The sequence below is a fragment of the Thalassobacillus hwangdonensis genome, from assembly GCF_042675915.1.
Lineage (GTDB): Bacteria > Bacillota > Bacilli > Bacillales > Halobacillaceae > Thalassobacillus_A > Thalassobacillus_A hwangdonensis.
This window is the reverse complement of the sequence record NZ_JBHTKL010000005.1, coordinates 757,073-779,616: the sequence shown is the minus strand read 5'-3', so window position 1 is coordinate 779,616 and position 22,544 is coordinate 757,073. Positions and strand designations below refer to the sequence as shown.

Genomic DNA, 22,544 nt, shown 5'->3' with positions numbered 1-22,544 from the left:
CCTGATCATTTTTCAGTTTCTATAATTGAGTTCCTCAAGTTATTAACTCTATAGTTGCACTTATACTCACTTAAACACTGGTCATAAACTAAATTACCAAACACTTTATTCACAGTCCCAATCTTATTACCCATAGCAACTAAAGCGGGATTAAATATCTTAGTTAGCCTAACCTTTTTTCCATGAGCATCAGCAATTAATTTAACCATTTCACTGGTATTAACGTATTCAGAATTCTGAGGGAAAAATAGTCCACTTTCATTATTATTAATTAAAAGCCGTATGAATTCACAAAGATTATCAATATGAAGCATACTTCGCTGATTTTCCATATCAGGAAATATAGGTAAAAACCGAGCAAGTTTTGCTAGTTTAGGATAATTCCCTTTAGACCATTTCCCATAAATCATAGGTGGTCTTATTATTGCAACTTTAAAATCATTACTATCTAACGGTCTAATACCTTCCTCTGCCTGGAGCTTACTATTCCCATAAAAATTAGCAGGGCTTGGGATTGTATTTTTTTTTATAACTTTAGGATTGTTTATATATCCACTATCACCGTAAACAATAATACTGCTTAAAAATATAAATTGTTTGACACAATCTCTTTTTGCTTTATTAGCTGCTTCAATCGTTAAATCCCTATTCACCCTATAATATTCCTTTTCCATCTTAGGGTCAGGATTTGAATCTACATGCGCTATCCCAACTGTATGAAGTACTACATCATAATTCGAGAATGAACTTTGTTTCCAACTATCCTCTCTCAAGCTAATTGTATCGATGGAGTACTTATCGGGATATTGGGATAACCACTTAATGAATGAAGTACCTACATAACTATTAGCACCTGTTACGAGTATCTTTTTCATTTAGAAACAGTCTCCTCTTTAGTGGCAGCTACCTCTTTAGCTCCTAGTTTAATGTCAACTAAACATCTGTTAACATATCTATCTTCACCAAATAAAACGACACCAACAGTTCTTAAAATTATCTTTAAATCTAGCCATACACTAAAATTCTCTACATAATAAACATCAAACTTGTATCTACCTTCTAAGGAAAGATAAATATTGCCACTTACTTGTGCTAACCCAGTCATTCCTGGGCTCATGTTAAGTCTTTTTGAGATTTCATCATCGTAATCCGAAAGGGATGAAATTCTTTCAGGCCTTGGCCCAACTAGACTCATTTCACCCTTTAATACATTTAACACTTGAGGAATTTCATCTATCTTAGTTCTTCTAAGCAGTTTTCCAATACCAGTTACACGATCATCGTCTTTCATTACTTCTTGACCCTTAACCATTTTGTCTGACCCGAGCTTCATCGTACGAAATTTATAAACTTTAAAGATTTGTTTGTTTAATCCTGGCCTTTCTTGTAAGAAAAATACAGGTCCTTTAGAAGTCGCCTTTATCAAAGTAGCTACTATAATCCACAGTGGCAAAAATAATAAAAGTACTATTAAGGAGACCACAATATCAATTATACGTTTTATAAACCTTTGAAACTTTTTACCTTCCATTACAATCCCTCAACTTCATAATCAATAGGAATTAAATACCCATCACTAAGTTTTATTCCACCATCGTTTTTATTTGTTTTAGCTGACCATACTCTTATTGTTTTATCTCTATCTTTATAGAAAGCTCCTGGATACGGATGTGTAACGGCTCTGACCAATTTATCAACTTCATCCATAGTCATACTACTTAATATCTCGCCATCTTCTGGCTTTCTTCCCAGCCACTCTGTAGCAGCCGCATCGTTTTGCTTTGTAAGTGTAATATTGTTATTAACGATTTCGTCCCAATATTTTGCAATAAGGGTAATGTGCATATTGTCCACTTTTTGATAAAGTTCTGTTGCTGTTGTATTCTGATCTAGCTTAATAACGCCTTGACCAATAATATCTCCTGTATCTACACCTTCATCCAACTTAAACATAGTTACACCAGTTTCTTTTAACCCTTTAATAATTGCCCACGGTATTGCTGCTCTTCCTCTACCGACTGGTAATAAGGTAGGATGCATACCGATGCAACCATGAGTTGGTGCCTCAAGAACATCTTTCTTAGCTATTTGGGACCAACCAATAATAAACAACCAATCAATTTGGTGTTCTTTTAAAGTACTAAGAACATCTTGATCGTTGATGTTATCAATTTTCAAGAGGGGTGCATTATGTTCATTTGCAATCTCATCTAAATAAACTCTTCCAGACTTATTCTTCGCTTTTGCATCTTTAAGAGTTATGAGTAAATCAAGACTCCCACCAATGCGATATATTTCTTCAATACAGCTCAGACCTAATTGTACACAAGTAGCAAAAGCTATTTTTTTCTTCACCTTATCTCATCCTCTCTTCATTTAGAATCCACGTCTAAATACACTTTCAAAGGCTTCAGCATAAACCATGCCAGCTTGGCCACCACGATAGGCTGCTAAACCTTTGATTGCCTCATTACTTCTAGGATGAGGATAATCTCTCATTACACCACGATACTGAGCAAGAGCCTCTATCTTTTTATCAACACTCTTTTCACCAACTTCTATAAATGTGTTAGGTGAGAATTGATTCATCGTTTTGTTTAGTCCCCATTCTGTAGATGATGGAACTTCCATGAAGAGTAGTTCTTTTAAAGGTTTAACATCACTTCTTCGTTGGAATAGCCTCGAAGCTGCTTGGCAAGCCAGAGAAGTGTGGAGGTGATCGTTATTTAAATCCGCTGGATGGTGTGTAAAAATAACATCAGCATTTGTCTCTATAATTGCTTTTTCAATAAACTGAACAAGCTTTAAATGCGGTACCTTATTAAATTCAATATTAGGGAAGTTGCCAGTAATCACTCGATCAACACCTATAATATTCATTGAATTGTGCACATCTTCATTTAATTCATCAGTACTTGGGCGGAAATTTCGCGCATTTACATCTCCAGATAGAATACATACATTAACTGAATGCCCTTCTTGTGCAAGTTTGTACATTGTAGCTCCTGCTCCTAAAACTTCATCATCAGGATGTGCAATTACAACTAAATATGACATCTTAATTACCTCTCTTATGTATAGATTAAATATTAGTAGTTTAGGACTTACCTTGAATATTTCAAATCAACTACTAACCCACTAATAGAATAAAAATAAAACGGGCGTCTAACTCATCCTCACGCCATTCCCTTGACAACAAGTGCGCCTAAGGTGTCTGCTATACGCACACCCACAAAACAGTCGAATGCCTCCGTTAATAGTTTACAGGATACAACAACATATCTTTCAGACGAACTCATAAATAGAAAGTTAAACCAGATGGCTTAACTTTCTACTTTTATGTCAACAAATCAACAAGAAAGATTTACTTCCGAGCACCTGATCCTACTAAATGAACTCGGTAATCATCTTACTCATTCCTCGGGGGAAATGGTTTCTGAGTCCCATTTGCCGGTCTAATAGCTTAATTCACTTCATTCATACCGTTAGCACTTAGTTCAGTTTATTTCACTAAGCTGAATAGCTCCGATTCTTTATCATTCGCAAGCGACAATACATAGTCACTTAATTGATGCTCTGTCAGTTCTGCATGCGTATCAAGCAAAATTCTGACTTTGCTGTAGTCATTCTCCACTGTATTTCCAATGAAAATCTTCGGGAAAACCGGCTTAGGATGAACTTCGTTTTCATTCAGCAACTCTTCATACATTTTTTCACCAGGGCGGATTCCTGTGAAGTGGATAGGGATCTCATTTTCAGTAAATCCGGAAAGATGAATAAGGTTCTTAGCCAGGTCAACGATTTTGACTGGTTCACCCATATCGAGCACGAAGATTTCCCCTCCGCGTGCAAGTGTCCCTGCCTGAAGAACCAGCCTGCTTGCTTCTGGAATCGTCATGAAATAACGGGTCATTTCCGGATGGGTGACCGTCACCGGTCCACCGTTCTCAATTTGTTTTTTAAACAATGGAATGACACTACCACGGCTTCCAAGGACATTACCGAATCGTACGGCAACATACTTCGTTCGGCTCGTCTGTGCCAGCTGTTGGATAACCATTTCGGCAATTCTTTTCGTCGATCCCATCACATTTGTTGGATTTACCGCCTTATCGGTTGAAACGAGTACGAATGTTTTTACAGATGCAGCATCAGCAGCTTCAGCGACATTTTTAGTTCCAAACACATTGTTCTTCACAGCCTCTTTAGGGTTCGCTTCCATAAGAGGTACGTGTTTATGGGCAGCAGCATGGTAGACATAGGTCGGCTGGAACTCCTGCATTACTTGGAAAATTCGGTCTCGGTCCTGAACATCTGCAATGGCCGGGATGAGCTCCGTTTTGATGTTATAAGTCCGTAATTCCATATGAATCGTATAAATGCTGTTTTCACCATGACCGAGCATAATTAATCGTTCAGGTGCGAACTTCACAAGTTGACGGCAGATTTCCGAACCTATGGAACCACCTGCACCGGTGACCATGATTGTCTGCCCTTCAATTTCGGATGAAATCGAATCGATATCGAGTTCAACAGGCTCTCTGCCAAGCAGATCCTGGATTTCGACATCACGAATCTGACTGACGGATATCTTACCAAGTGCGATGTCCTCGATCATAGGTAACGTTTGCACATTTTTCACTACTTTGCTCGCTTCTGTTATAATTTCTTTTACCCGCGTCCGCCCCACCGAAGGCATCGCAATCACGATATGGTTGATCTGATGATGGGCGACAACCTCAGGTAGATCTTTGACGCTTCCCATGATTGGAAGATTTACGACAGACAATTTATGTAATGTGAAATTGTCATCGATGAAGCCGACAACTTTGCTGTCTGTCTGATTCTTTCCACACATCTGCTTGGCAAGCATCTGTCCTGCGGCACCAGCGCCGATAATCAATGTGCGTTTCTTATCCTGCTGAGCAACTTCCTGGCTTTTTTGTTTAAGATTGAATAGCGTAAATTCATATGTATTGTAATAGCGCCAGGCGAATCGTACTCCTCCAATTAGAATGATATGCATCATCCACGTGACAATCAGTGCTCGTTCATATACTTGTCCGAAGAAGATGCCCTGCACTCCTGCAGTGATGATGATTGATAACGTGATGACAAGCAGAATCCCGCGCAATTCTTCCAAGCTGGCATAGCGCCACACCTTCTTATACAACCCTAAATAATGAGAAAATAAATGATGGGATAATAACAGCGTCAGTGACGCGACGAGCATCGCTGTGTCAAATACTTGTACATAAGGATTCAAAAAGAAGTGCGACATGAACACGGAAAACGACACGATCATCGAATCGATCAGGATCAATAATGCTAACCGCTTACTATAGCTCAACTTCTCACGCTCCTTTCTTTCGGTTTCTTGTCCCGGTTAAAAAATACCGAGAAATTTCTTCTTTTTCCTGATTTGTTCTGGTGGGTCTGCTGCCAGGTTCTGACCCCCGGCTACAAATTTCGCATTTTCATCAAAAAAATAAACCATGGAGGCTCCATAGTTTTCCTGTACTTCCTGATATGCTTCGCGTACACAAAATCCTCTTGATGTGGTGTTGTGCGCGTCAGATGCAATCAGGTGCGTAAGGTTTGCCTCGATCAACTGATGTGTGAATGTCTGTATGTTTTTACCGAATCGGCCGCAAAGGCTTGCTGCAGTGATTTGTGTGTAGGCTCCGTTTTGGACGAATTGATAGAGTAGGTCTGGTTCCTGGATCAGTTTTGCATTGCGTTCGGGATGGACGATGATCGGCTTGTAGCCTTTCATCTGGATATCGAATAACACTTGCTTCGTATATCTCGGGACCTGGTCGGATGGCAGCTCGACAAAAACATAACCTGTGTCTTCATTGAGTGGAAGGATCGTACCCTCCTCAAGTGCTTCGACCATCGAACCGTGGATTCTTGTTTCTTGTCCAGGTAGAACTTTGAGCGGAATCTGATTGGATTGGAGTGCTTCGTTTAAATTATGTACTGCGTTAAGTATGGTAGGTGCTTCGTTTATGTATTTCCCATTCTGGTGGTGGGGAGTTGCGATGATTGTGTCTATGCCATCCTGAACAGCTGCTTCCGCCATTGCCAGACTGTCTTCAAGCGTCTTCGCTCCATCATCAACCCCAGGGAGTATGTGAGAATGTAAATCAATCAAGTTATGAATCTCCCTTCAACAGGTGAATTTTCAGATAGATTACAATTCCTTTACATCGGTAACTATTATAGCATAGTATCGATGGAATTGAAGGGAGAATTTAGTAAATTTCGTGTAAATTCCTCAAAATATTCCAAGAATCTTCTTTGTCTTGACACGTGCAGGGATGTCAGTTGACACCACTTCCCCATTGATGACAAAATGCGCGTTCTCTGAAAGCTGGTACACCATTCCTGTTCCATGTTTCTTACGGATTTCATCGAAAGCTTCTTTCATATAGAAGCCGCGACGTTTCGTATTGTGCGCATCGGATGCTACAAGGTGGACAAGGTTGTTCTCGATCAGCTGATGGCTGAACTTCTGAATGTTCTTGCCGAACTTACCTGCCACACTAGCTGCAGTCACCTGAGCAAATGCACCGTTCTTTACGAATTGATAGAGCAAATCCGGTTGCTCGACGATTTTCTTGTTCCGCTCCGGATGAACGATAACCGGTTTATAGCCCGCCATCTGCATATCATATAATACCTGCTTCGTATAATGCGGTACCTGGTCTGAAGGCAGCTCTACGAATACATATTTGCTGGTGACGTTAAGCGGCAAGAGTTCCTCAGACTCCAAATCTTCAACCATTTCCCCGTTGATACGTGTTTCCTGGCCGGACAAAATCTTCACCGGAATGCCTGCGCGTTCCAATTCTTCGTTCAAGTCCTGGACTTGATGAAAGATTTGCAATCTAGGATTATCGAATTGTCCGTTGCGGTGATGCGGCGTAGCAACAATCGTATCGACCCCCTGCTTCGATGCTTCTCTCGCCATTGCGAGACTGTCTTCCAATGTCTGTGCTCCATCATCCACCCCAGGGAGGATGTGGCAATGAATATCAATCATAGTTCCCCTACTTCCTACTTAATACCTAAGTATAATTCTTTATATCTATCAATTGGTATTTTTTGATGTATTTTCAGTATACCATTTTACACATTCATGCAAAGGGGGGTATTTTGTCGAACTTTCTCTAACCATATTTTCACAGTAAAAACAGTAACAAAGACCTATTCATTGTCTTTACAATGATTGGTAATACGTTTCATCATAAAAAAGATGCCGCGCATGACATATGCACAGCATCTTAAAATTTTTTAGGAAATATGAAGTTGAATCTTATGAACCATAGTAATAATAGTAATTGGAGCGCTTCGCTTCCACATCGTTCAGAACGCCACCTAGAATATTTGCCTTCACCTGTTTTAGAAGCTCGACTGCTTTCTTACCAGCTTCAATGTCCGTCTGTTTGCTTCGTGTCACAAGCAGGACGCCGTCACACTCTGCCGCCATGATCTGTGCATCGGTTACTGCAAGCACCGGTGCCATATCGAAAATGACCATGTCGTATTGACCTTTGCACAATTCCATGAAGTTCTTCATTGCTTTTGAGCTCAGCAATTCAGATGGATTCGGTGGAATCGGGCCAGATGGAATCAGATCAAGTCCAGGGACATCACTTTCTCTAGCCACCTGTTCAAGACTCCGTTCACCGATCAGCACACTGCTCAGTCCAAGGCTGTTATCTAGACGGAACGTGTAGTGAAGTGTCGGCTTCCGCATATCTGCATCAATAAGGAGCACCTTTTTCCCCTGCTGGGCGAACGTGACACTTAGGTTCGATACGGTCAGGGACTTTCCTTCTGATGGTCCGGCGGATGTCACCATCATTGTCTGCAATTCCTTATCTACAGAAGCGAACTGCAGGTTTGTGCGGATGGTACGGTACTGCTCAGAAATTGGGGAACGTGGATTCAGTTTCGTGATCAACGTACGTGCTTTCGTATTAGATAGTTTCCTTCGCTTTCTCGCCATAAGCACGACGCCCCCCTTTCTCTGTAATGCTTGCGATATTCCGCTGCTCGAGCGTTTTTTGCACTTCGTCTTCTCCTATATGTGTGACGATACCCATTACCGGGATCCCAAGCTGCTTTTCGAGATCATCCTCAGTTTTGATTGAAGTATCTAAGTATTCAAGCAGGAATGCGATTCCGACACCGATCATCAAACCGAGCACTGCTGCGATTGCCATGTTCAATAGTGGCTTCGGATTGACCGGAGATGGATTTGTAACAGCTACCGCTTCGGATAGAATATTGACATTATTGACGTTCATAAGACTAGGAATCTCATCTTTGAACACTTGGAACACTGTGTTTGCCAAATCAGCAGCGAATGCTTGATCCGGATCAGTCACCGTTACTGTTACAACCTGTGTGTTCTGCTCACTGGAAACATTCAATTTGCTCTGCATCGTTCCAGCTGACATGTTGATACCCATTTCATCTGCGACCTGATTCAATATACGTGGACTTTCGATTACTTTCTTATATGTATTGATAAGTTCTAAGTTTGTTCGTATATCATTGACGTCGACTTCTTCTGCTTGCTGGTTATTTGAATTCACGATGAATTCTGACGTAGCCTGGTAAGTTGGTGTCAAAACGAAGTAGCTCACTACCGCCGCGATGATTACCGCTCCGACCGTCAGCGTGAAAATCAGCCAAAAACGTTTCTTCAGCACCTGGAATATCTCTTTCAGTGAAATCGTCTCTTCCATTCATGTCCCTCCATCTTTCTATTCTGGTTGCGATTTAAAAAACTAGTCACATTATAGCATAATACTCTTGGAAAATTTGTTAAATTTAAGAGAAATAACACAAACCATGACTTTTGCATTATTCGACAATTCTCGCATTCACTATCTACTTCGCCTATTCTACTTACCAATTGAAAATAGAATAAAACTTTTATCATTCTTTTTACCTAATCTATGAAATATGGCCTGATTATGGTAGTATGGACCCCGTGTCTATTCTGCAATTCTATCGAAGAAAGGAGCTTCCTTTTATAAGTATCGGCAGGACAGAGCAAGTTTTATAGATGTTGGGTGAATAAATGAAGAAGTTTATTGTGGCACTTATCGTATTATTGATTATTTTTATTCCTAAAGAACTGAAAGCAGCAAGTGTGAAGGTGAAAGGTGTTCCCGTGTTCGATCAATATCCGGAATTACCAACCGGCTGCGAAGCGACTTCCCTTGCGATGCTGTTGAATTGGGGTGGCGTTAGCGTGTCGAAGTTCGATGTGGCAGACAGCCTGCCGAAAGGACCGAAAGTGAATGAAGTCGATGGCAACTGGACCGGAGGCAATCCGAATGTCGCATTTGTCGGAGATCCTTATTCAGAGAAAGATGGCAGCTTCGGTGTGTTTGAAGGACCGATTTTGCAGACAATTAATACATACTTGCCTGGAAAAGGCATCAACATGACCGGTCAGAGCTTCGACTCGCTTCTTTCTATCGTGGAGAACGGCAAACCGGTTATGGTCTGGACTACGATCGATCAGAAACAGACCTACTTGAGTGCATCATGGGAAGACGAAGCCGGCAGTACAGTGAACTGGTACCGTTATGAACATGCAGTTGTCCTTACTGGTATTGAAGGGGAGCATGTCATTGTCCATGACCCTTATACCGGAAGTGTCGAGCATTACAATCGTTCGTTATTCGAGCGGAACTGGGCTTCGATGGGGAAACGTGCGGTTACGCTTGGTCTGCCAGCAGGAGAAGTGGTGACAGAACAACCTGAAGCTGAACCTGTTGAGACTAACGAAATCAGCGAGGCATCAGCACCCGAAGAAGAGAGCGTTTCTTTTACATCAGTCATTTCATCAGAAGCTACTGATAATAAAGAGGAACTTCAAGAAGACAGCGATGATCCGCCTGGACCGGAAGCTGTCATCGTAGTAGAGAATACTGAGGAAGAGGAAACTAAGGAGAAACGCCCCGAAACATTGGAACAATCCGTACATATATGGTGGAAAGATTTCCTTGCCGTAGCGATCGAACCAGTGAAATTCGTGTTCGATTCGCTCACTGACTGGAAAGTAGTATTCAACGATCAATAATTAAAGGGATGAGCCAGCAAACGGCTTGTCCCTTTTCCTACTTCTCCCTCTTTTACTACCTTCTACGTCTTCTAATCCCCACCTATTCATGTTAAAATGACACCGTTTGGCAAAGTTCTCTTTTTTAATTGTTTTGTTAGTGAAAGGAATGGGTATCGCGGTAATGAAGGCTACTTCCGTATCATATCTATAGAATACTGTTAATATATGGTTGGTGAAGCGATTTACTATTCCATTCCGTCATAGTAAAATGAAGAGAAGTCTTCAGGACAATCGGGTCGGTGGTTCCTATACCGGTCCAGATAAAAGGAGCAATCATATGGATAATAAAAATAATAAATCAAGAGTGGTCCGCAGGAAGAAGCGCAAGCTGAGGAAACGTGCGTATTTCGTCATCGTCCCATTAGTGCTGCTTCTCGCCATCGGCGGGTATGCGGGTTACCTCTATATGAAAGCAAGTGCCGAGATGTCGGACACTTATGTAGAAGACAATCGTGAGAAATCGGATTTACGTGAGGAAAAGGTCGATCCAAGTGTCGACAATGTTTCAATCCTTATCATGGGTGTCGATTCCAATGAACACCGCGATAATGCAGACAGTGCACTGACCGATTCACTGATGCTTGCGACCTTCAATAAGGAAGATAAAAGTGTCGACCTGACGAGTATCCCCCGTGATTCACTCGTCTATATCCCGGAAGTCGGCTATGAGGATAAAATCACCCACGCCCACGCATTCGGTGGTCCACAGGCGACAGTAGAAACAGTCGAGAACCTGCTTAACGTTCCTGTCGATTACTATGTGAAGCTCAACTTCCATGCATTTGTCGATGTCGTCGATGCGATCGGTGGCGTGACAGTCGATGTCCCTTACGAATTCAAAGAATCCAACTCAATGGATAAACGTGATGCGATTCACCTATATCCTGGTGAACAGAAAGTAAACGGTGAAGAAGCACTCGCTTTTGCCCGTACTCGTAAAATGGATAACGATATCCAGCGCGGGAAACGTCAACAGGATGTATTGAAAGCGATCATGAAAAAAGCGACTTCCGCAAGTTCCGTTTTCAAGTATGATAATATGATCGAAGCAGTCGGTGATAATATGAAAACGAACATGTCGTTCAGCGAAATGCGTTCGTTCTTTTCGTACGGAACGAGCGGCAAGGATATCGAAATCAACACGTACACCCTGGAGGGAACCGATTACCAGCCAGGCAACACCTACTACTGGGCACTTGATCAACAGGCACTTGAAGAAGCAAAAACACGTATCCAGAATCACTTGGGAATCAGCAGCACCATGGCTGATGAAGGCCAGGATGTTGAAGAAGCACAAGGCTCATAATTGACAAGGACCACCCGTTCAATCGGTTGGTTCTTTTTATGTGTCTGCAATTTCCAACTTTTTCTGACAAACTGCCAAAAGTATGATTTACTAAACGGACGAACCGTAGTACACTAAAGAGTGATTTTTCAAAAGGAAATGCAGCAGCACATGCTGATTGTCTATATAAAGGAGTAATGATGATGGCAAAAACGAATGGACCTCGCATCGTCAGAAGAAGAAAGCGCAAGCTTAGAAAGCGGGCTTTTTTTGTTTTTCTTCCTATGATGCTTTTATTGGCTGCGGGGAGCTATGCAGGTTATCTTTATTTCAAAGCTGATAAAGTATTCTCTGACTCATATGTAGAAGATGAACGGGAAAAATCGAACTTGCGTGAACAAGTGGTCGATCCCGGCAAGGACCATGTGTCCGTGCTGATCATGGGTGTCGATTCCAATGAACACCGGAACAACGCTTCCAGCGCACGTACGGATGCATTGATGCTGGCAACGTTCAATAAGGATGAAAAGAGTGTGAACCTCGTCAGCATCCCGCGTGACTCGCTCGTCTACATTCCTGAAGTCGGATATGAAGATAAAATCAACCACGCCCACGCATTTGGTGGACCGAAAGCGACGATCGAAACCGTCGAGAATCTGCTCGACATCCCGGTGGATTATTACGTCAAATTGAACTTCCACGCATTCGTCGATGTTGTTGACGCATTGAATGGAATTTCCGTTGATGTCCCATATGAATTCACCGAATCGAATTCGATGGACAAGAAAGGCTCGATCCACCTGATGCCAGGTGAACAGACCGTCGACGGTGAGGAAGCACTTGCTCTTGCTCGGACACGGAAGCTCGATAACGATATCGAACGCGGCAAGCGCCAGCAGGAAATCCTCAGCGCAGTCATCAAGAAATCGACATCCGTCAACTCACTGTTGAAATACGATGACTTGATGCAGGCCGTCGGTGACAACATGACGACGAACATGACCTTTAACGAAATGAAGGCATTCATCCAGTATGGAACGAAAGGCACGAACATCGAAATTAACTCCCATACGCTCGAAGGCTATGACTACCAGCCCTCCGGCACGTATTACTGGGCGTTGGATCAGACTTCGCTTGAAGAGACGAAAGGATTGCTGAAGCGTCATCTTGATTTGGAAGCTGGTGCTGCTCAATCGACAGTAGGCACAACGCAGGACTCGACTTCGTCAGGAAGCTAGTAAACTGAAAAACAGCTCATCTACTATTTGTAGATGAGCTGTTTTTATATAGGGCTATTTTTTCAACAGCGTTCCTATTTTGCGGATTGGTGCGGTCAATCGCCAGGAGGTGCTTTGTTCCATTTGTTTTTGCCTCTTTTGTAATTGCCTGTTAGTTTCTTGAAGCTGTTTCAATTCCGTTTCGAGCGTTGCTTTCTCTTGGTGGAGATCATCTGTCGCCTCAGCGGCCTTTTCTTCTAGTTGTTCCTTTACAGGCGCTTTCCAATTCAAAACTTTCCGTTGAAGGTAACGGTAATACTCTACATTCAACATGGCGCTTTCGCCTAGCAGTGAAGTTGTAGCTGGTGCGTTATTTGCTTCGAACAAGTACAATGATCCATCGCGATCAATTGCTACATCAAGTCCTAGAGACATGGTAGGCGTTTTCTTTAACTGTTCGATTTTATAAGGCAGTGTCGTTCCAAGCTCATTCAACTTCTGTTCGATTTCCTCCCAGTCATCACCGAAGTTAGCCTTCAGGAATGGTTCGGTATCACTGATTCCGCCACCCTGATTGACATTGGACATGACTTTCTGCCCGATGCCGATGCGGATGTATTTTTTCGCGATTTGCCACTTTCCATTTCGGTTTTTCTGGATATGGATTCTGCAATCGAATGGATCTCCGTGGACGGACCTTGAGGAAATATACTTTTGCAGAATGTAATTTTTGTTTTCTATTTTCTCCTCAAAGAAAGCATTGAGCTCTTCCTCGGAAAGACGGGTCTCCTCTTTCTGATAGCCGAGTACATACTCCCCTTCGTCCTGATGAAGGATGTACACTCCTTTTCCTCGCTCACCATGGACTGGCTTCAGAACGATCTGTCCATGATCCTTTAGGAACTGTTTCACGTCATCATACGCGCCAGCCTTCATGGTAGGAATGACGAGATGAGCAAATGCTTCATCCTCCACCAATTTATCCTGCAGCTTATCTTTACTGAGAATATTCTTTCGATCATAGGTAACAAGGGTATTTTTCTTTAAATAGTCGGCGATTTCTTTATACTTTGTTCTATAGCAATATGCATAGATATCGACCAGCGGTGGGATTTCTCTTTCCTCTGTGACCCACTTACCATTTCGATAGATCTTACCCTTAACTTTATGATTTTCAATATCGACATCTCTTGGTCTGAGATAGATCAGTTCCATCCCGTAATAACTGCACATCATCGCTGTAAGCTTTGCAATATGTGGTGGTTTTTTGAAAAGTCTCATGAATCCGACTAGCATGCTTCCTACCTCTTCATATTAAGTATTCTCCTATGGAGTATCTATATTATATCACCAGTTTCAGTGTTCATGATATCCTGTAAATGATTTGTATCGTTTACTTAATAAGAAACCTATCTTCCCAAAATTGGGAGATAGGTTTTCTGGCTATCCTCTGATATATTTATCAATCTCTAGGTTTTTATAGACTGGTATTTCAAGTCCCAGTATATATTCTCCCAACTCGTTATAAAGGTGGTACAGGACTTCAACTTGATTAAGGATCCACTCTGAATCGAATGTACCTTCTTGCCCCTGTTCAGGATGACAATATAGCTTGTATAGCGTATTATTATCGGAATTGGATCGTTGCTTCAATTCTTCCGCTATTTTATTGATCACACGATCCAGTGACGAGTTTTCTACTTCGTTCGCTTCCAGAGCCTCATAGACATTCATTAATAAGAAGATGACATTTAGATTATGGCTGTTTGCTACCTCAAGCAATTTCTTACCTGAACGAGCAAGGATGTCGTTACTTTCAAGAAGCTTGTTCAAGGAATGGGCTGTTGTAGCATTGGTTTGAGACAAATCTAGAAATAAATACTTCTTCTTAGTGTCGTTAATGGATTTATTCGGATCAATAAGTAAAGCATCTTTGTCAATTATTCCTTTACTCTGCCGGCTATCCATTACCTCTTGCAAAGTCATTGGATAATTCTTATAAATCAATCGTTCTTTCACCTTAAGAGCTTTTTCCAATTTCGCTAATGTCAGCTCATCTGCAATTCCACTTATAGGCAAACCATAGTCTTCTTGAAACTTTGTCAATTTTTGTTCAGCAAGTTTCCCGAATTTGGTAGTCAATTTTATACGTCCATAGCCTACGTCATTCAAAAGCTTCTTCAGTCTTAAGATCTCTTGCCCTTTCTTCCCTTCCTGCAAGGGACTGGAAAGGATCTCAGCCATAGTCTTGAACGTTGCTTCATTAAACACTCCGGAAGCTTCCAGACCATAGTGTAATTGAAAGTCAATCAGGTGGTTCTTTAACTCGGCAGGTGATGGATCCTCGAACTTATCAATGAACCCCAGCTTCTTCAATGCTTTTAGCAATTCTTTGATATGGTCCGATTGGGCGGCATCACGATAGGTGTTGAAAAATTCATTGGTGATCTTCTGATGTGTAGTTTCATCAATAACTCCACTAATGGGAAGCTTGTACTGATCTTGAAAATGTTCCACCTGTGCTCGGAAGTACTCACCAAACTTAGATGTGAGTTTACTTCGACCAAATCCAAGCCAATTCAACTTCATTTTCAATTCGATAATCTTCCAATCAGTCATTCCCTCTTCCAAAAGGACTGAACTTAAAGCATGGTTTTCTGGATCACCTTTCACACTTGCTAGTATAGTATCGCTTGCCATCTCATTGTTTCCTGCCTTCCTTTTTTATCATAATTTGTCGATATTACCTATTGATAGTCTAAAAGAACCATGTATGGAAGTCAATAGTAGGAATCCAGTCCATTCTATGAAAAATAATCCAGCCCTGTCAGGGCTGGATTATTTCTCTTATTTATACTTGACGATATTGAATTTCAGCAACGGATTATTCAATAGTTCATACATTGATCTCATATTAGCTACTTGCTTAACGGCCCAGCCGATATCGGTAGCATACTGATGGACGGATGGATTCATTGGATTCCATCGCATTTTGTACAGTGTATTCTGACCATAATCACTATGAACATACCTGTTGCCAATGAACTGCGCTCCTCCGATAATTGCTGCTTCTGGAGAGAACCACTCTTCATTGTAAGCACGGACGGCTCCTGCGCGATGTGCATCACGATCTATAGCTCCAATACCGAACATATTGAAGACAGTTTCTATCGCTGTCAGTTTATCACGGTTGTTTTCAGTAACGAGAACTGGATTTCCTGAATCATTCAGTCCTACCTCGATTCCTGAAGCAAGAGCTGAGGTACCATGAGCAGTTTCCAGCAAAGCATGAGAGATAAGGTAAAGTTCGTTTACCCCATGGGTTTGCCCGCCATCAATGAACGATTGCGCCATTCCATCCAGCACACCTTTACCATTTAATACTGCACTCAGTTCTAACGCATTAACATCAACACTCGCAGAAAGATCCAAGTGTTGGAACTGATCATTGTTGTTAGGGTTCAGATACGGAATAACATCATCTCTGGTAGGTAGCCTCCATGTAGAGTAGCTTATTTCATACCAGTTACCTGTCTTGCTGAAAATGGAAACCTTTGACCCTTTAGGCAAGAGACCATATTTATGGTAATCGCTTCCTGGACCAGAGCGTACATTCAAGTTTCCAGTCGTTGTTGCTGTCATTACATCAGGGTCGACCAGTGATGAGTGAGCGTACAATATGCGATCATTGTATTTGAACTTGTACCATTTCGTACTTTCTTTATATTCATCGCCTTCTACTTCAGCGAGAATAGTTATGGCAGTACCGAATGATAAAGTCGCGAATATATTGTCTCCAAACACTGGAGCTGTACGCACATTTACACCGGTTCCGGCAATTGCACCTGATTGGGTTATTTCCAGATAACTTCCATGGACATACGCAGGGTCATTGCGATATTTATCCGTCTGAGGGAAGTTGTTCATTTGAATATCCAATGCTTCTTTGAATGTATAGGAAGACTCGGAATACGTGTACACTTCCCTGGAAGCAGCAGCAGCCTTTTGAAGCTCGATCATCGTCTTCTCATCGCCGATGCCACTGACAGGTAGCCCGTAATCCGCTTGGAACTCTTTCAAACGTTGCTCCGTCCAGTCACCGAAGTAATCTGTCACCATAATGCCGTTATAGCCCAGCTTGATCAAAGCTTCTTTCAATGTGATGACATCTTCATGACTGTTGCCTTTCTGCAACGGACTTGCCAACAGTTCTTCAATCTTTTCGAATGTAGGAGCATCTGCAATTCCGTGAGCACGGAGTCCATAATACTCCTGGAATTCTGTAACTTTTTGAGCTGTGAAAGAACCATATAGCTCAGTCACTAAAATGTCCCCAAATCCGAGACGATTCAAGTTTCTCTTCAGCTCAACTGTACCGCTGGAAGTGTTACCTTCCTGATAAGGGCTTGCATGAATTTCATTCAGCTTCTCCCATGTAGGCTGATCTGTAATTCCATTCACTTTAAGACCATAATATTCCTGGAACTTCTCCACCTGTTGGGCTGTATAAGCTCCGTAAAAGGTGGAAACGATGATCGGACCGAAGTCAAGTGCATTCAACTTTTCCTTCATGACTACTGTGTCCTCATGTCGCTGTCCTTCCTGGAATGGACTTGAAAGCACTTCCGTCATTTTATTCCACGTATAGTCATCTGCAATTCCGCTGACATGCAAACCATAATAAGCCTGGAATTCGCTTACTTTATCTGCAGTCAAAGAGTCATAGAGCGTGGATTCAGGAAGCGGACCGAACCCTAATTCGTTAAGGTTCTGATGCAATACGACCGTATCTTCATGACGCTCCCCTTCCTGGAAAGGAATCGAAGCGATCTCTTCCATCTTATTCAACGTGTTCAAATCCGCTTTACCGGTAGCATCCAAACCATAATAGCTTTGGAATTCTCTCACTCTTTGTGCGGTGAATGAACCGTAATAGTCGGTGATCAGAATTCCGCCGAAGCCAGTTTTATTGAGCAGGCGCTTCATTTCCTTGACCTTTTCATGGGAAGATCCTTCCTGGAATGTAGATGCGAATACTTGATCGATCTCCGCCCGCGTTTTACTTTCTGCTATACCGCTTACTGGAAGACCATGATCTTCTTGAAAATCCTTGATTTTCGTTTCAGTAAATCCTCCAAAATAATCGGTGACCAGAATATGACCGTAATCCAACCAGTTCAACTTCTGCTTCATCGTAATCAGGTCAGGATGGGAACCACCTTCCTGGAAAGGGGTTGATAGAATTTGATCAATTTTCTCGAAAGTAGTTCGATCTACGACTCCATCCGCTTCCAATCCGTAATATCTCTGGAATTCTTTCACTTTCTTTTCAGAAAAGCTGCCATAGAATTCCGTTACTAGAATATCACCGAAACCGAGCCGGTTAAGATCCTGTTTCAAACCGATCATTGCCGGGTGGGAATCACCTTGGCGAAAACCAATATTAAAAACGGCGTCAATTTTAGCTAGTGTCACTTCATCGGCGATGCCATTGACGACTAGTCCGTAATCTTCTTGGAAGTCCCGTACCTTCTTTGCGGTGTACGAACCATATAGATCTGTGACCAGAATCTGTCCATACCCGAGGTCATTAAGGTTCTTTTTCAAGGAAATATTGGCTTCGGAACGCTTTCCTTCCATATGTGGACTGGAAAGAATTTCGTCAATTTTAGCTAAAGTTACTTCATCGGCAATCCCATTAGGATTCAAGCCATAGTAGCTCTGGAATTTCTTCACTCGGCTTTCTGTAAATGAACCGTAATAAGTGGTCACCAAAATATCTCCAAAACCTAATCTATTGAGATTTTCCTTCAGTTCTATCGTACCGTCATGGCGTTTGCCCTCCTGCATCGGACTCTGATAGACTTCATCAATTTTTGCTAATGTCACTGCGTTGGCTTTTCCTGTCGCGTTCAGGCCGTAATAAGCCTGGAAGTCTTTCACACGCTGGGAGGTATATGAACCATAGTAATCGGTGACAAGGATTCCACCAAATCCAATCGCATTCAATTTCTCTTTCATATTGGAAATTTCGGAAGCTCGATGTCCTGGCTGATACCCGACTTCATAGAGTTGCTTGATTCTAGTACGTGTCAGGTCATCTGCAATTCCATTTGGCAGCATTCCGTAAAACTGCTGGAAATCAGCTACACGCTTTGCAGTGTAGTTGCCGTAGTTGTCAGTGACCAAAATTCCGCCGAAGCCCATCGCGTTCAGCTTGACTTTCATATCACTAATGTTCTGATGGCTGCCCCCCACTTGAAAAGGGCTTGTGTAAACTTCATCCAGCTTGGAAAGTGTAGCTTGATCTGCAATCCCTGTAACCGGAAGTGCATAGTTCGCCTGGAAGTCTTCTACACGTTGTTTCGTAAAGCCGCCATAATAGTCGGTGACGAGAATGCCGTCAAAGCCGATTGCATTCAGTTTTTCTTTCATTCTGCTTATGTCTTCATGGCGATCGCCTTCTTGGAAGGAGTTGCTGTTATGTACAGAGAATGTAGTCATTGTGGATTCTTCAGATGACTTTTCTTTCGCTTCTTTTTCCAACGTTATGTCTTCTTTAGGAGCTTGTTTCTCTTGTACCTCTTCACTTTCCATATCAGCTGCCGATGAATCTGGTTGTTCTTCTTCAACTGTTTCAGTCTGCTTTTCTTCATCGGTTGCTTCGGTTTGTTCGTCAGTTGATGCTTCGTTGTTTTCTATGTCATTATCTTCATCTGTTTCTTGGGATGTGTCTGGTTCCTGTTGTTCCTCTGTTTCCTGACTTGGTTCATCTGTTGTCTGCTCTGAATCGGTTGGTTGTGAAGCTTCTCCATCCGCTTCAGTCTCATCAGTTGGAACCTCTCCGGTGGAATCACTTTCAGACGTTGCGGCTTCACTTTCTTCCGTCTGTATTGTTTCCTCCGAACTGCTCACTTCTTCTTGTGCACCTTCTTCACCGTTCGTCTGCCCTGTAGCAGCCTCAGTGATTTGTGGACTAAAGTGGAAAACAGAAAGTATTAGGATGATAGATAGTAGGTATGATTTTCTTACTCTCACTTTAGTTTCACCTCCTTGGAAAAATTTAATAAAATTCTACTAGTCTAGTATCAAATAAGTGCGTTCATTTTTCAACATGTATTTCGTATCAAAAGTCCGCTTTTTGTGGGAATTTCTGCATACTTGTCGAAAAAAAAAGAGATGAGTTCACTTCTCATCTCTTTTTTGGGTACATTCACTTATTTTCTCTCCAGATTAAACGATCTGGCTATTGCTTCAGCTGTAATTTCTCCAAGATATCTACGATAACTGCTGCTTCTTAATTTAGCATTTTCTTCATAGTTATCGATGAACATGTATTCAAGAAGAATGGCTGGCATATCTGTATTCCTCAACACATTGAAATCTGCTTCATGTTTACCTCGATCGATCACATCCATCCGATCAATCATATAATCATGAATGTCATCTCGTCGTTCGATTGCCTCTTTCCCAGCACTTTCATCATGGATGTAAGTTTCATATCCACGCCCTTTACCCAACCAGGCATTTGTATGGATACTGACAAAATAATCTGCTTTCCAATCATTTGCTATGACCGAACGCTCTTCCAATTCTACGAACGTATCGTTTGTTCTTGAAAGCATGACTTCATGACCTGTGTACCGTTCCCTGAGGATATCTGCTGTATGTAAAGCAATGTCGAGCACTACATCCTTCTCATTCAAGCCATACCCTTGTCCACCTGGATCGTGAGCACCGTGGCCCGGGTCAAGGAAGATTCTCACTTTGTAATTTTCTACTGCTTCTTTTAGTTCAGCAATTGTTCTACTGTCTGCAATGCCGCTGACAGGTAGTTCGTGATCCCTTTGGAACTCTTTCAGCCTTTTCTCTGTAAACGAACCGAAGTAGTCTGTCACAAGAATTCCATCATACTTGATTGCATTCAAGTCTTCTTTGATGCTACTGATTGATTTATGACTCTTCCCCTTTTGTAAAGGAGAATAGTAGATTTCATTCATCTTCGTCAATGTAGGATGGTCTGCAATCCCATTAACTTTCAATCCATAGAAACGCTGGAATTCCTGAACACGTTGTTCTGTAAAAGCTCCAAAATATTTCGTTACAAGGATTCCCCCGAAGCCAATCGCATTAAGCTTTTCTTTAAGAGCAAGGTTATCGCTGTGACTTTTCCCTGCTTGAGAATTGCTGTTGTAGACTTCCTCGAGATAATCCATGGTAGATTGGTCAGCTCTTCCATTCACAGGAAGCCCATAGTAACTCTGGAACTGCTTCACACGCTTTTCTGTGAACCCACCAAAATAGTCTGTGACGAGAATTCCGCCGAACCCTATATGATTCAACATCACTTTCATCTCACTGATGTCGTTGTGATGATCTCCCTGCTGGTGACCTAGTTCGATCACTAATTGTTCTAATCGTTCTCTTGTCAGTTCGTCTGCAATACCATTCGCTTCCATCCCAAAATAGTTCTGCAGTTGTTTGACACGCTTAGCTGTAAAAGATCCATATAGATCACTGACAATGATTCCTCCGAATTCTGTGCGGTTGAGCGACTCTTTCATCTGCGAAATTCCTGAATCCCGATTCCCTTGCTGATAGGGACTGTTATAAATTTCATTCAGTTTTGCCAAAGTCGCCTCATTTGCAACGCCTGTTCCCTCAAGCCTGTAATTCTCCTGGAAAGCTTCAACTTGCTTTGCAGTAAATCCTCCAAAGTAGTCGGAAACGATGATCCCATCGAAGCCGATAGCATTAAGCTTTCTTTTCATATCACTGATATCTTCGTGATGATCGCCTTGCTCAAAGCCTGAAGGGGACGCATTGATTTGTTCAACCAACTGATTCAGTTCGTTTCTTGTAACTGTATCTGCAATGCCGTTAGGCTCCATGCCTAAATGCGACTGCAGTTCCATTACACGCTGTTCGGTAAAAGACCCGTAAAAGTCCGAAACAATAATGCCTCCAAATGATGTCTCGTTCAGCTGGTTTTTCAACTGAATGATTCCAGTGGCCCGGTTACCTTGCTGGTAAGGACTGTTATAAACTGTATCGAGTTTACTCAGGGTAGCAGGTCCAGCGATTCCGTCCACCGTCAGGCCATAGTTGGACTGAAACTCCTTCACTCGCCTAGCAGTAAAATCTCCGAAGTAATCAGAAATGATGATTCCGCCAAAACCAATCGCATTCAGCTTTTCCTTAAAGGATGAAATTGCTTCATTACGGTCCCCTATCCGAAAGCTAGTAGAGCTTTGCATGGAAAACATAGTGGTGTTGACAGTTTCCGATGCAGGTTCGGCGGCTTTTTCCTCTTTCGGTTCTACTACTACTTCTTCTGTACTTTCTTTTTCTTCATATGTAGGTAGATTACTAGATTCACTTTCATTTTCTTCTGCAGTTTTTGCTGGAGCGTCTTCTATGTCCTCTGTCGGGAGAGGGGAAAGCACTTCTTCCTCTTCTTCAATTTCTTCCTTATCAGATATGCTCTCTGAACCTTCCTCAGTTTCTTCAGGTTCATTTTCATCTGATTCGTTCTTCTCAATCGATTCGGACTGGTTTTCTTCAGTTGCTTCTTCTTTCATCTGGTCAGCCGAGTCAGTAGAAGCAAGTATAACCTGAGCACTAAAGTGGAATGTTAAAAATATCGTTGCCAGAAATAAAAATGATTTCAAGCCTTTCACTTTAGTTCCTCACCTCCTTATGTTATTGGGATGGTACGTAACACAGTATAAGTGTAGTGCCACATTTTTACAATATTATTCAACATTTTTCTACATAAAATATGCTTATTTCACTATGGATATCGGGTATATCTTAGTAGGTCGGCCTCTCGCTCCCTCCCCACAAACTCAGAAAGCGGAGCGAAAGGTATAAAAACCATGACCATTAA

16 protein-coding genes are annotated in these 22,544 nt (G+C 42.0%); 3 read left to right on the top strand and 13 right to left on the bottom strand.

Going from position 1 to position 22,544, the window contains the following annotated elements; translation table 11 throughout:
* Positions 1 to 5: 5 nt before the first annotated feature.
* The 9 genes from ACFQ2J_RS13350 to ACFQ2J_RS13310 all read right to left on the bottom strand — a co-directional run bounded on the left by ACFQ2J_RS13350 (position 6) and on the right by ACFQ2J_RS13310 (position 8,762).
* Positions 6 to 875, bottom strand: a complete 870-nt coding sequence (locus ACFQ2J_RS13350; protein WP_386061293.1) for an NAD-dependent epimerase/dehydratase family protein — start codon at positions 873 to 875, stop codon at positions 6 to 8.
* Positions 872 to 1,531 (bottom strand): sugar transferase, encoded by a 660-nt coding sequence (locus ACFQ2J_RS13345; protein WP_386061290.1) that lies wholly within the window; start codon positions 1,529 to 1,531, stop codon positions 872 to 874. Before ACFQ2J_RS13345 ends, ACFQ2J_RS13350 begins: the two co-directional genes overlap by 4 nt.
* A complete protein-coding gene (locus ACFQ2J_RS13340; protein ID WP_386061287.1) occupies positions 1,531 to 2,355 on the bottom strand; it encodes a formyltransferase family protein in 825 nt (274 codons plus the stop codon). Before ACFQ2J_RS13340 ends, ACFQ2J_RS13345 begins: the two co-directional genes overlap by 1 nt.
* Positions 2,356 to 2,376: 21 nt before the next feature.
* A complete protein-coding gene (locus ACFQ2J_RS13335) occupies positions 2,377 to 3,057 on the bottom strand; it encodes a PIG-L deacetylase family protein (RefSeq protein WP_386061285.1) in 681 nt (226 codons plus the stop codon).
* A 445-nt stretch (positions 3,058 to 3,502) separates the two neighbouring features.
* Positions 3,503 to 5,350, bottom strand: coding sequence for a polysaccharide biosynthesis protein (locus ACFQ2J_RS13330; RefSeq protein ID WP_386061282.1), 1,848 nt, complete (start codon positions 5,348 to 5,350; stop codon positions 3,503 to 3,505).
* A gap of 36 nt (positions 5,351 to 5,386) precedes the next feature.
* Complete coding sequence (locus ACFQ2J_RS13325) at positions 5,387 to 6,157, bottom strand: tyrosine-protein phosphatase (RefSeq protein WP_386061279.1); 771 nt, start codon at positions 6,155 to 6,157, stop codon at positions 5,387 to 5,389.
* A 123-nt stretch (positions 6,158 to 6,280) separates the two neighbouring features.
* Positions 6,281 to 7,048, bottom strand: a complete 768-nt coding sequence (locus ACFQ2J_RS13320) for a tyrosine-protein phosphatase (RefSeq protein ID WP_386061277.1) — start codon at positions 7,046 to 7,048, stop codon at positions 6,281 to 6,283.
* Between the two features lie 273 nt (positions 7,049 to 7,321).
* On the bottom strand, positions 7,322 to 8,017 hold the full coding sequence (locus tag ACFQ2J_RS13315; protein WP_386061275.1) for a CpsD/CapB family tyrosine-protein kinase: 696 nt from the start codon (positions 8,015 to 8,017) through the stop codon (positions 7,322 to 7,324).
* Positions 7,989 to 8,762, bottom strand: a complete 774-nt coding sequence (locus ACFQ2J_RS13310) for a YveK family protein (protein ID WP_386061272.1) — start codon at positions 8,760 to 8,762, stop codon at positions 7,989 to 7,991. The genes ACFQ2J_RS13315 and ACFQ2J_RS13310 overlap by 29 nt, the downstream gene beginning before the upstream one ends.
* 338 nt (positions 8,763 to 9,100) lie before the next feature.
* On the opposite strand from ACFQ2J_RS13310, the gene ACFQ2J_RS13305 reads away from it, so the two are divergent.
* The 3 genes from ACFQ2J_RS13305 to ACFQ2J_RS13295 all read left to right on the top strand — a co-directional run bounded on the left by ACFQ2J_RS13305 (position 9,101) and on the right by ACFQ2J_RS13295 (position 12,676).
* Positions 9,101 to 10,111 carry a C39 family peptidase gene (locus tag ACFQ2J_RS13305; protein ID WP_386061269.1) on the top strand — a complete coding sequence of 337 codons (1,011 nt, stop codon included), beginning with the start codon at positions 9,101 to 9,103 and terminating at the stop codon, positions 10,109 to 10,111.
* 319 nt (positions 10,112 to 10,430) lie between these two features.
* Positions 10,431 to 11,459 carry an LCP family protein gene (locus tag ACFQ2J_RS13300; RefSeq protein ID WP_386061266.1) on the top strand — a complete coding sequence of 343 codons (1,029 nt, stop codon included), beginning with the start codon at positions 10,431 to 10,433 and terminating at the stop codon, positions 11,457 to 11,459.
* 182 nt (positions 11,460 to 11,641) lie between these two features.
* Complete coding sequence (locus ACFQ2J_RS13295; RefSeq protein ID WP_386061264.1) at positions 11,642 to 12,676, top strand: LCP family protein; 1,035 nt, start codon at positions 11,642 to 11,644, stop codon at positions 12,674 to 12,676.
* Positions 12,677 to 12,730: 54 nt separating this feature from the next.
* Here the strand turns inward: ACFQ2J_RS13295 and ACFQ2J_RS13290 are convergent, their stop codons facing one another.
* From ACFQ2J_RS13290 to ACFQ2J_RS13275, 4 genes are all read right to left on the bottom strand, one after another.
* Positions 12,731 to 13,951, bottom strand: a complete 1,221-nt coding sequence (locus ACFQ2J_RS13290) for a YheC/YheD family protein (protein WP_386061261.1) — start codon at positions 13,949 to 13,951, stop codon at positions 12,731 to 12,733.
* 147 nt (positions 13,952 to 14,098) lie between these two features.
* The gene (locus ACFQ2J_RS13285) at positions 14,099 to 15,355 is read right to left on the bottom strand and encodes a peptidoglycan-binding domain-containing protein (protein WP_386061259.1); all 1,257 of its coding nucleotides are present in this window, start codon (positions 15,353 to 15,355) and stop codon (positions 14,099 to 14,101) included.
* A gap of 147 nt (positions 15,356 to 15,502) precedes the next feature.
* Positions 15,503 to 19,693, bottom strand: a complete 4,191-nt coding sequence (locus tag ACFQ2J_RS13280; RefSeq protein ID WP_386061256.1) for a peptidoglycan-binding protein — start codon at positions 19,691 to 19,693, stop codon at positions 15,503 to 15,505.
* 179 nt (positions 19,694 to 19,872) lie between these two features.
* Positions 19,873 to 22,335: a peptidoglycan-binding protein gene (locus ACFQ2J_RS13275; protein ID WP_386061254.1), complete on the bottom strand. Its 2,463-nt coding sequence runs from the start codon at positions 22,333 to 22,335 to the stop codon at positions 19,873 to 19,875.
* Positions 22,336 to 22,544 lie beyond the last annotated feature (209 nt).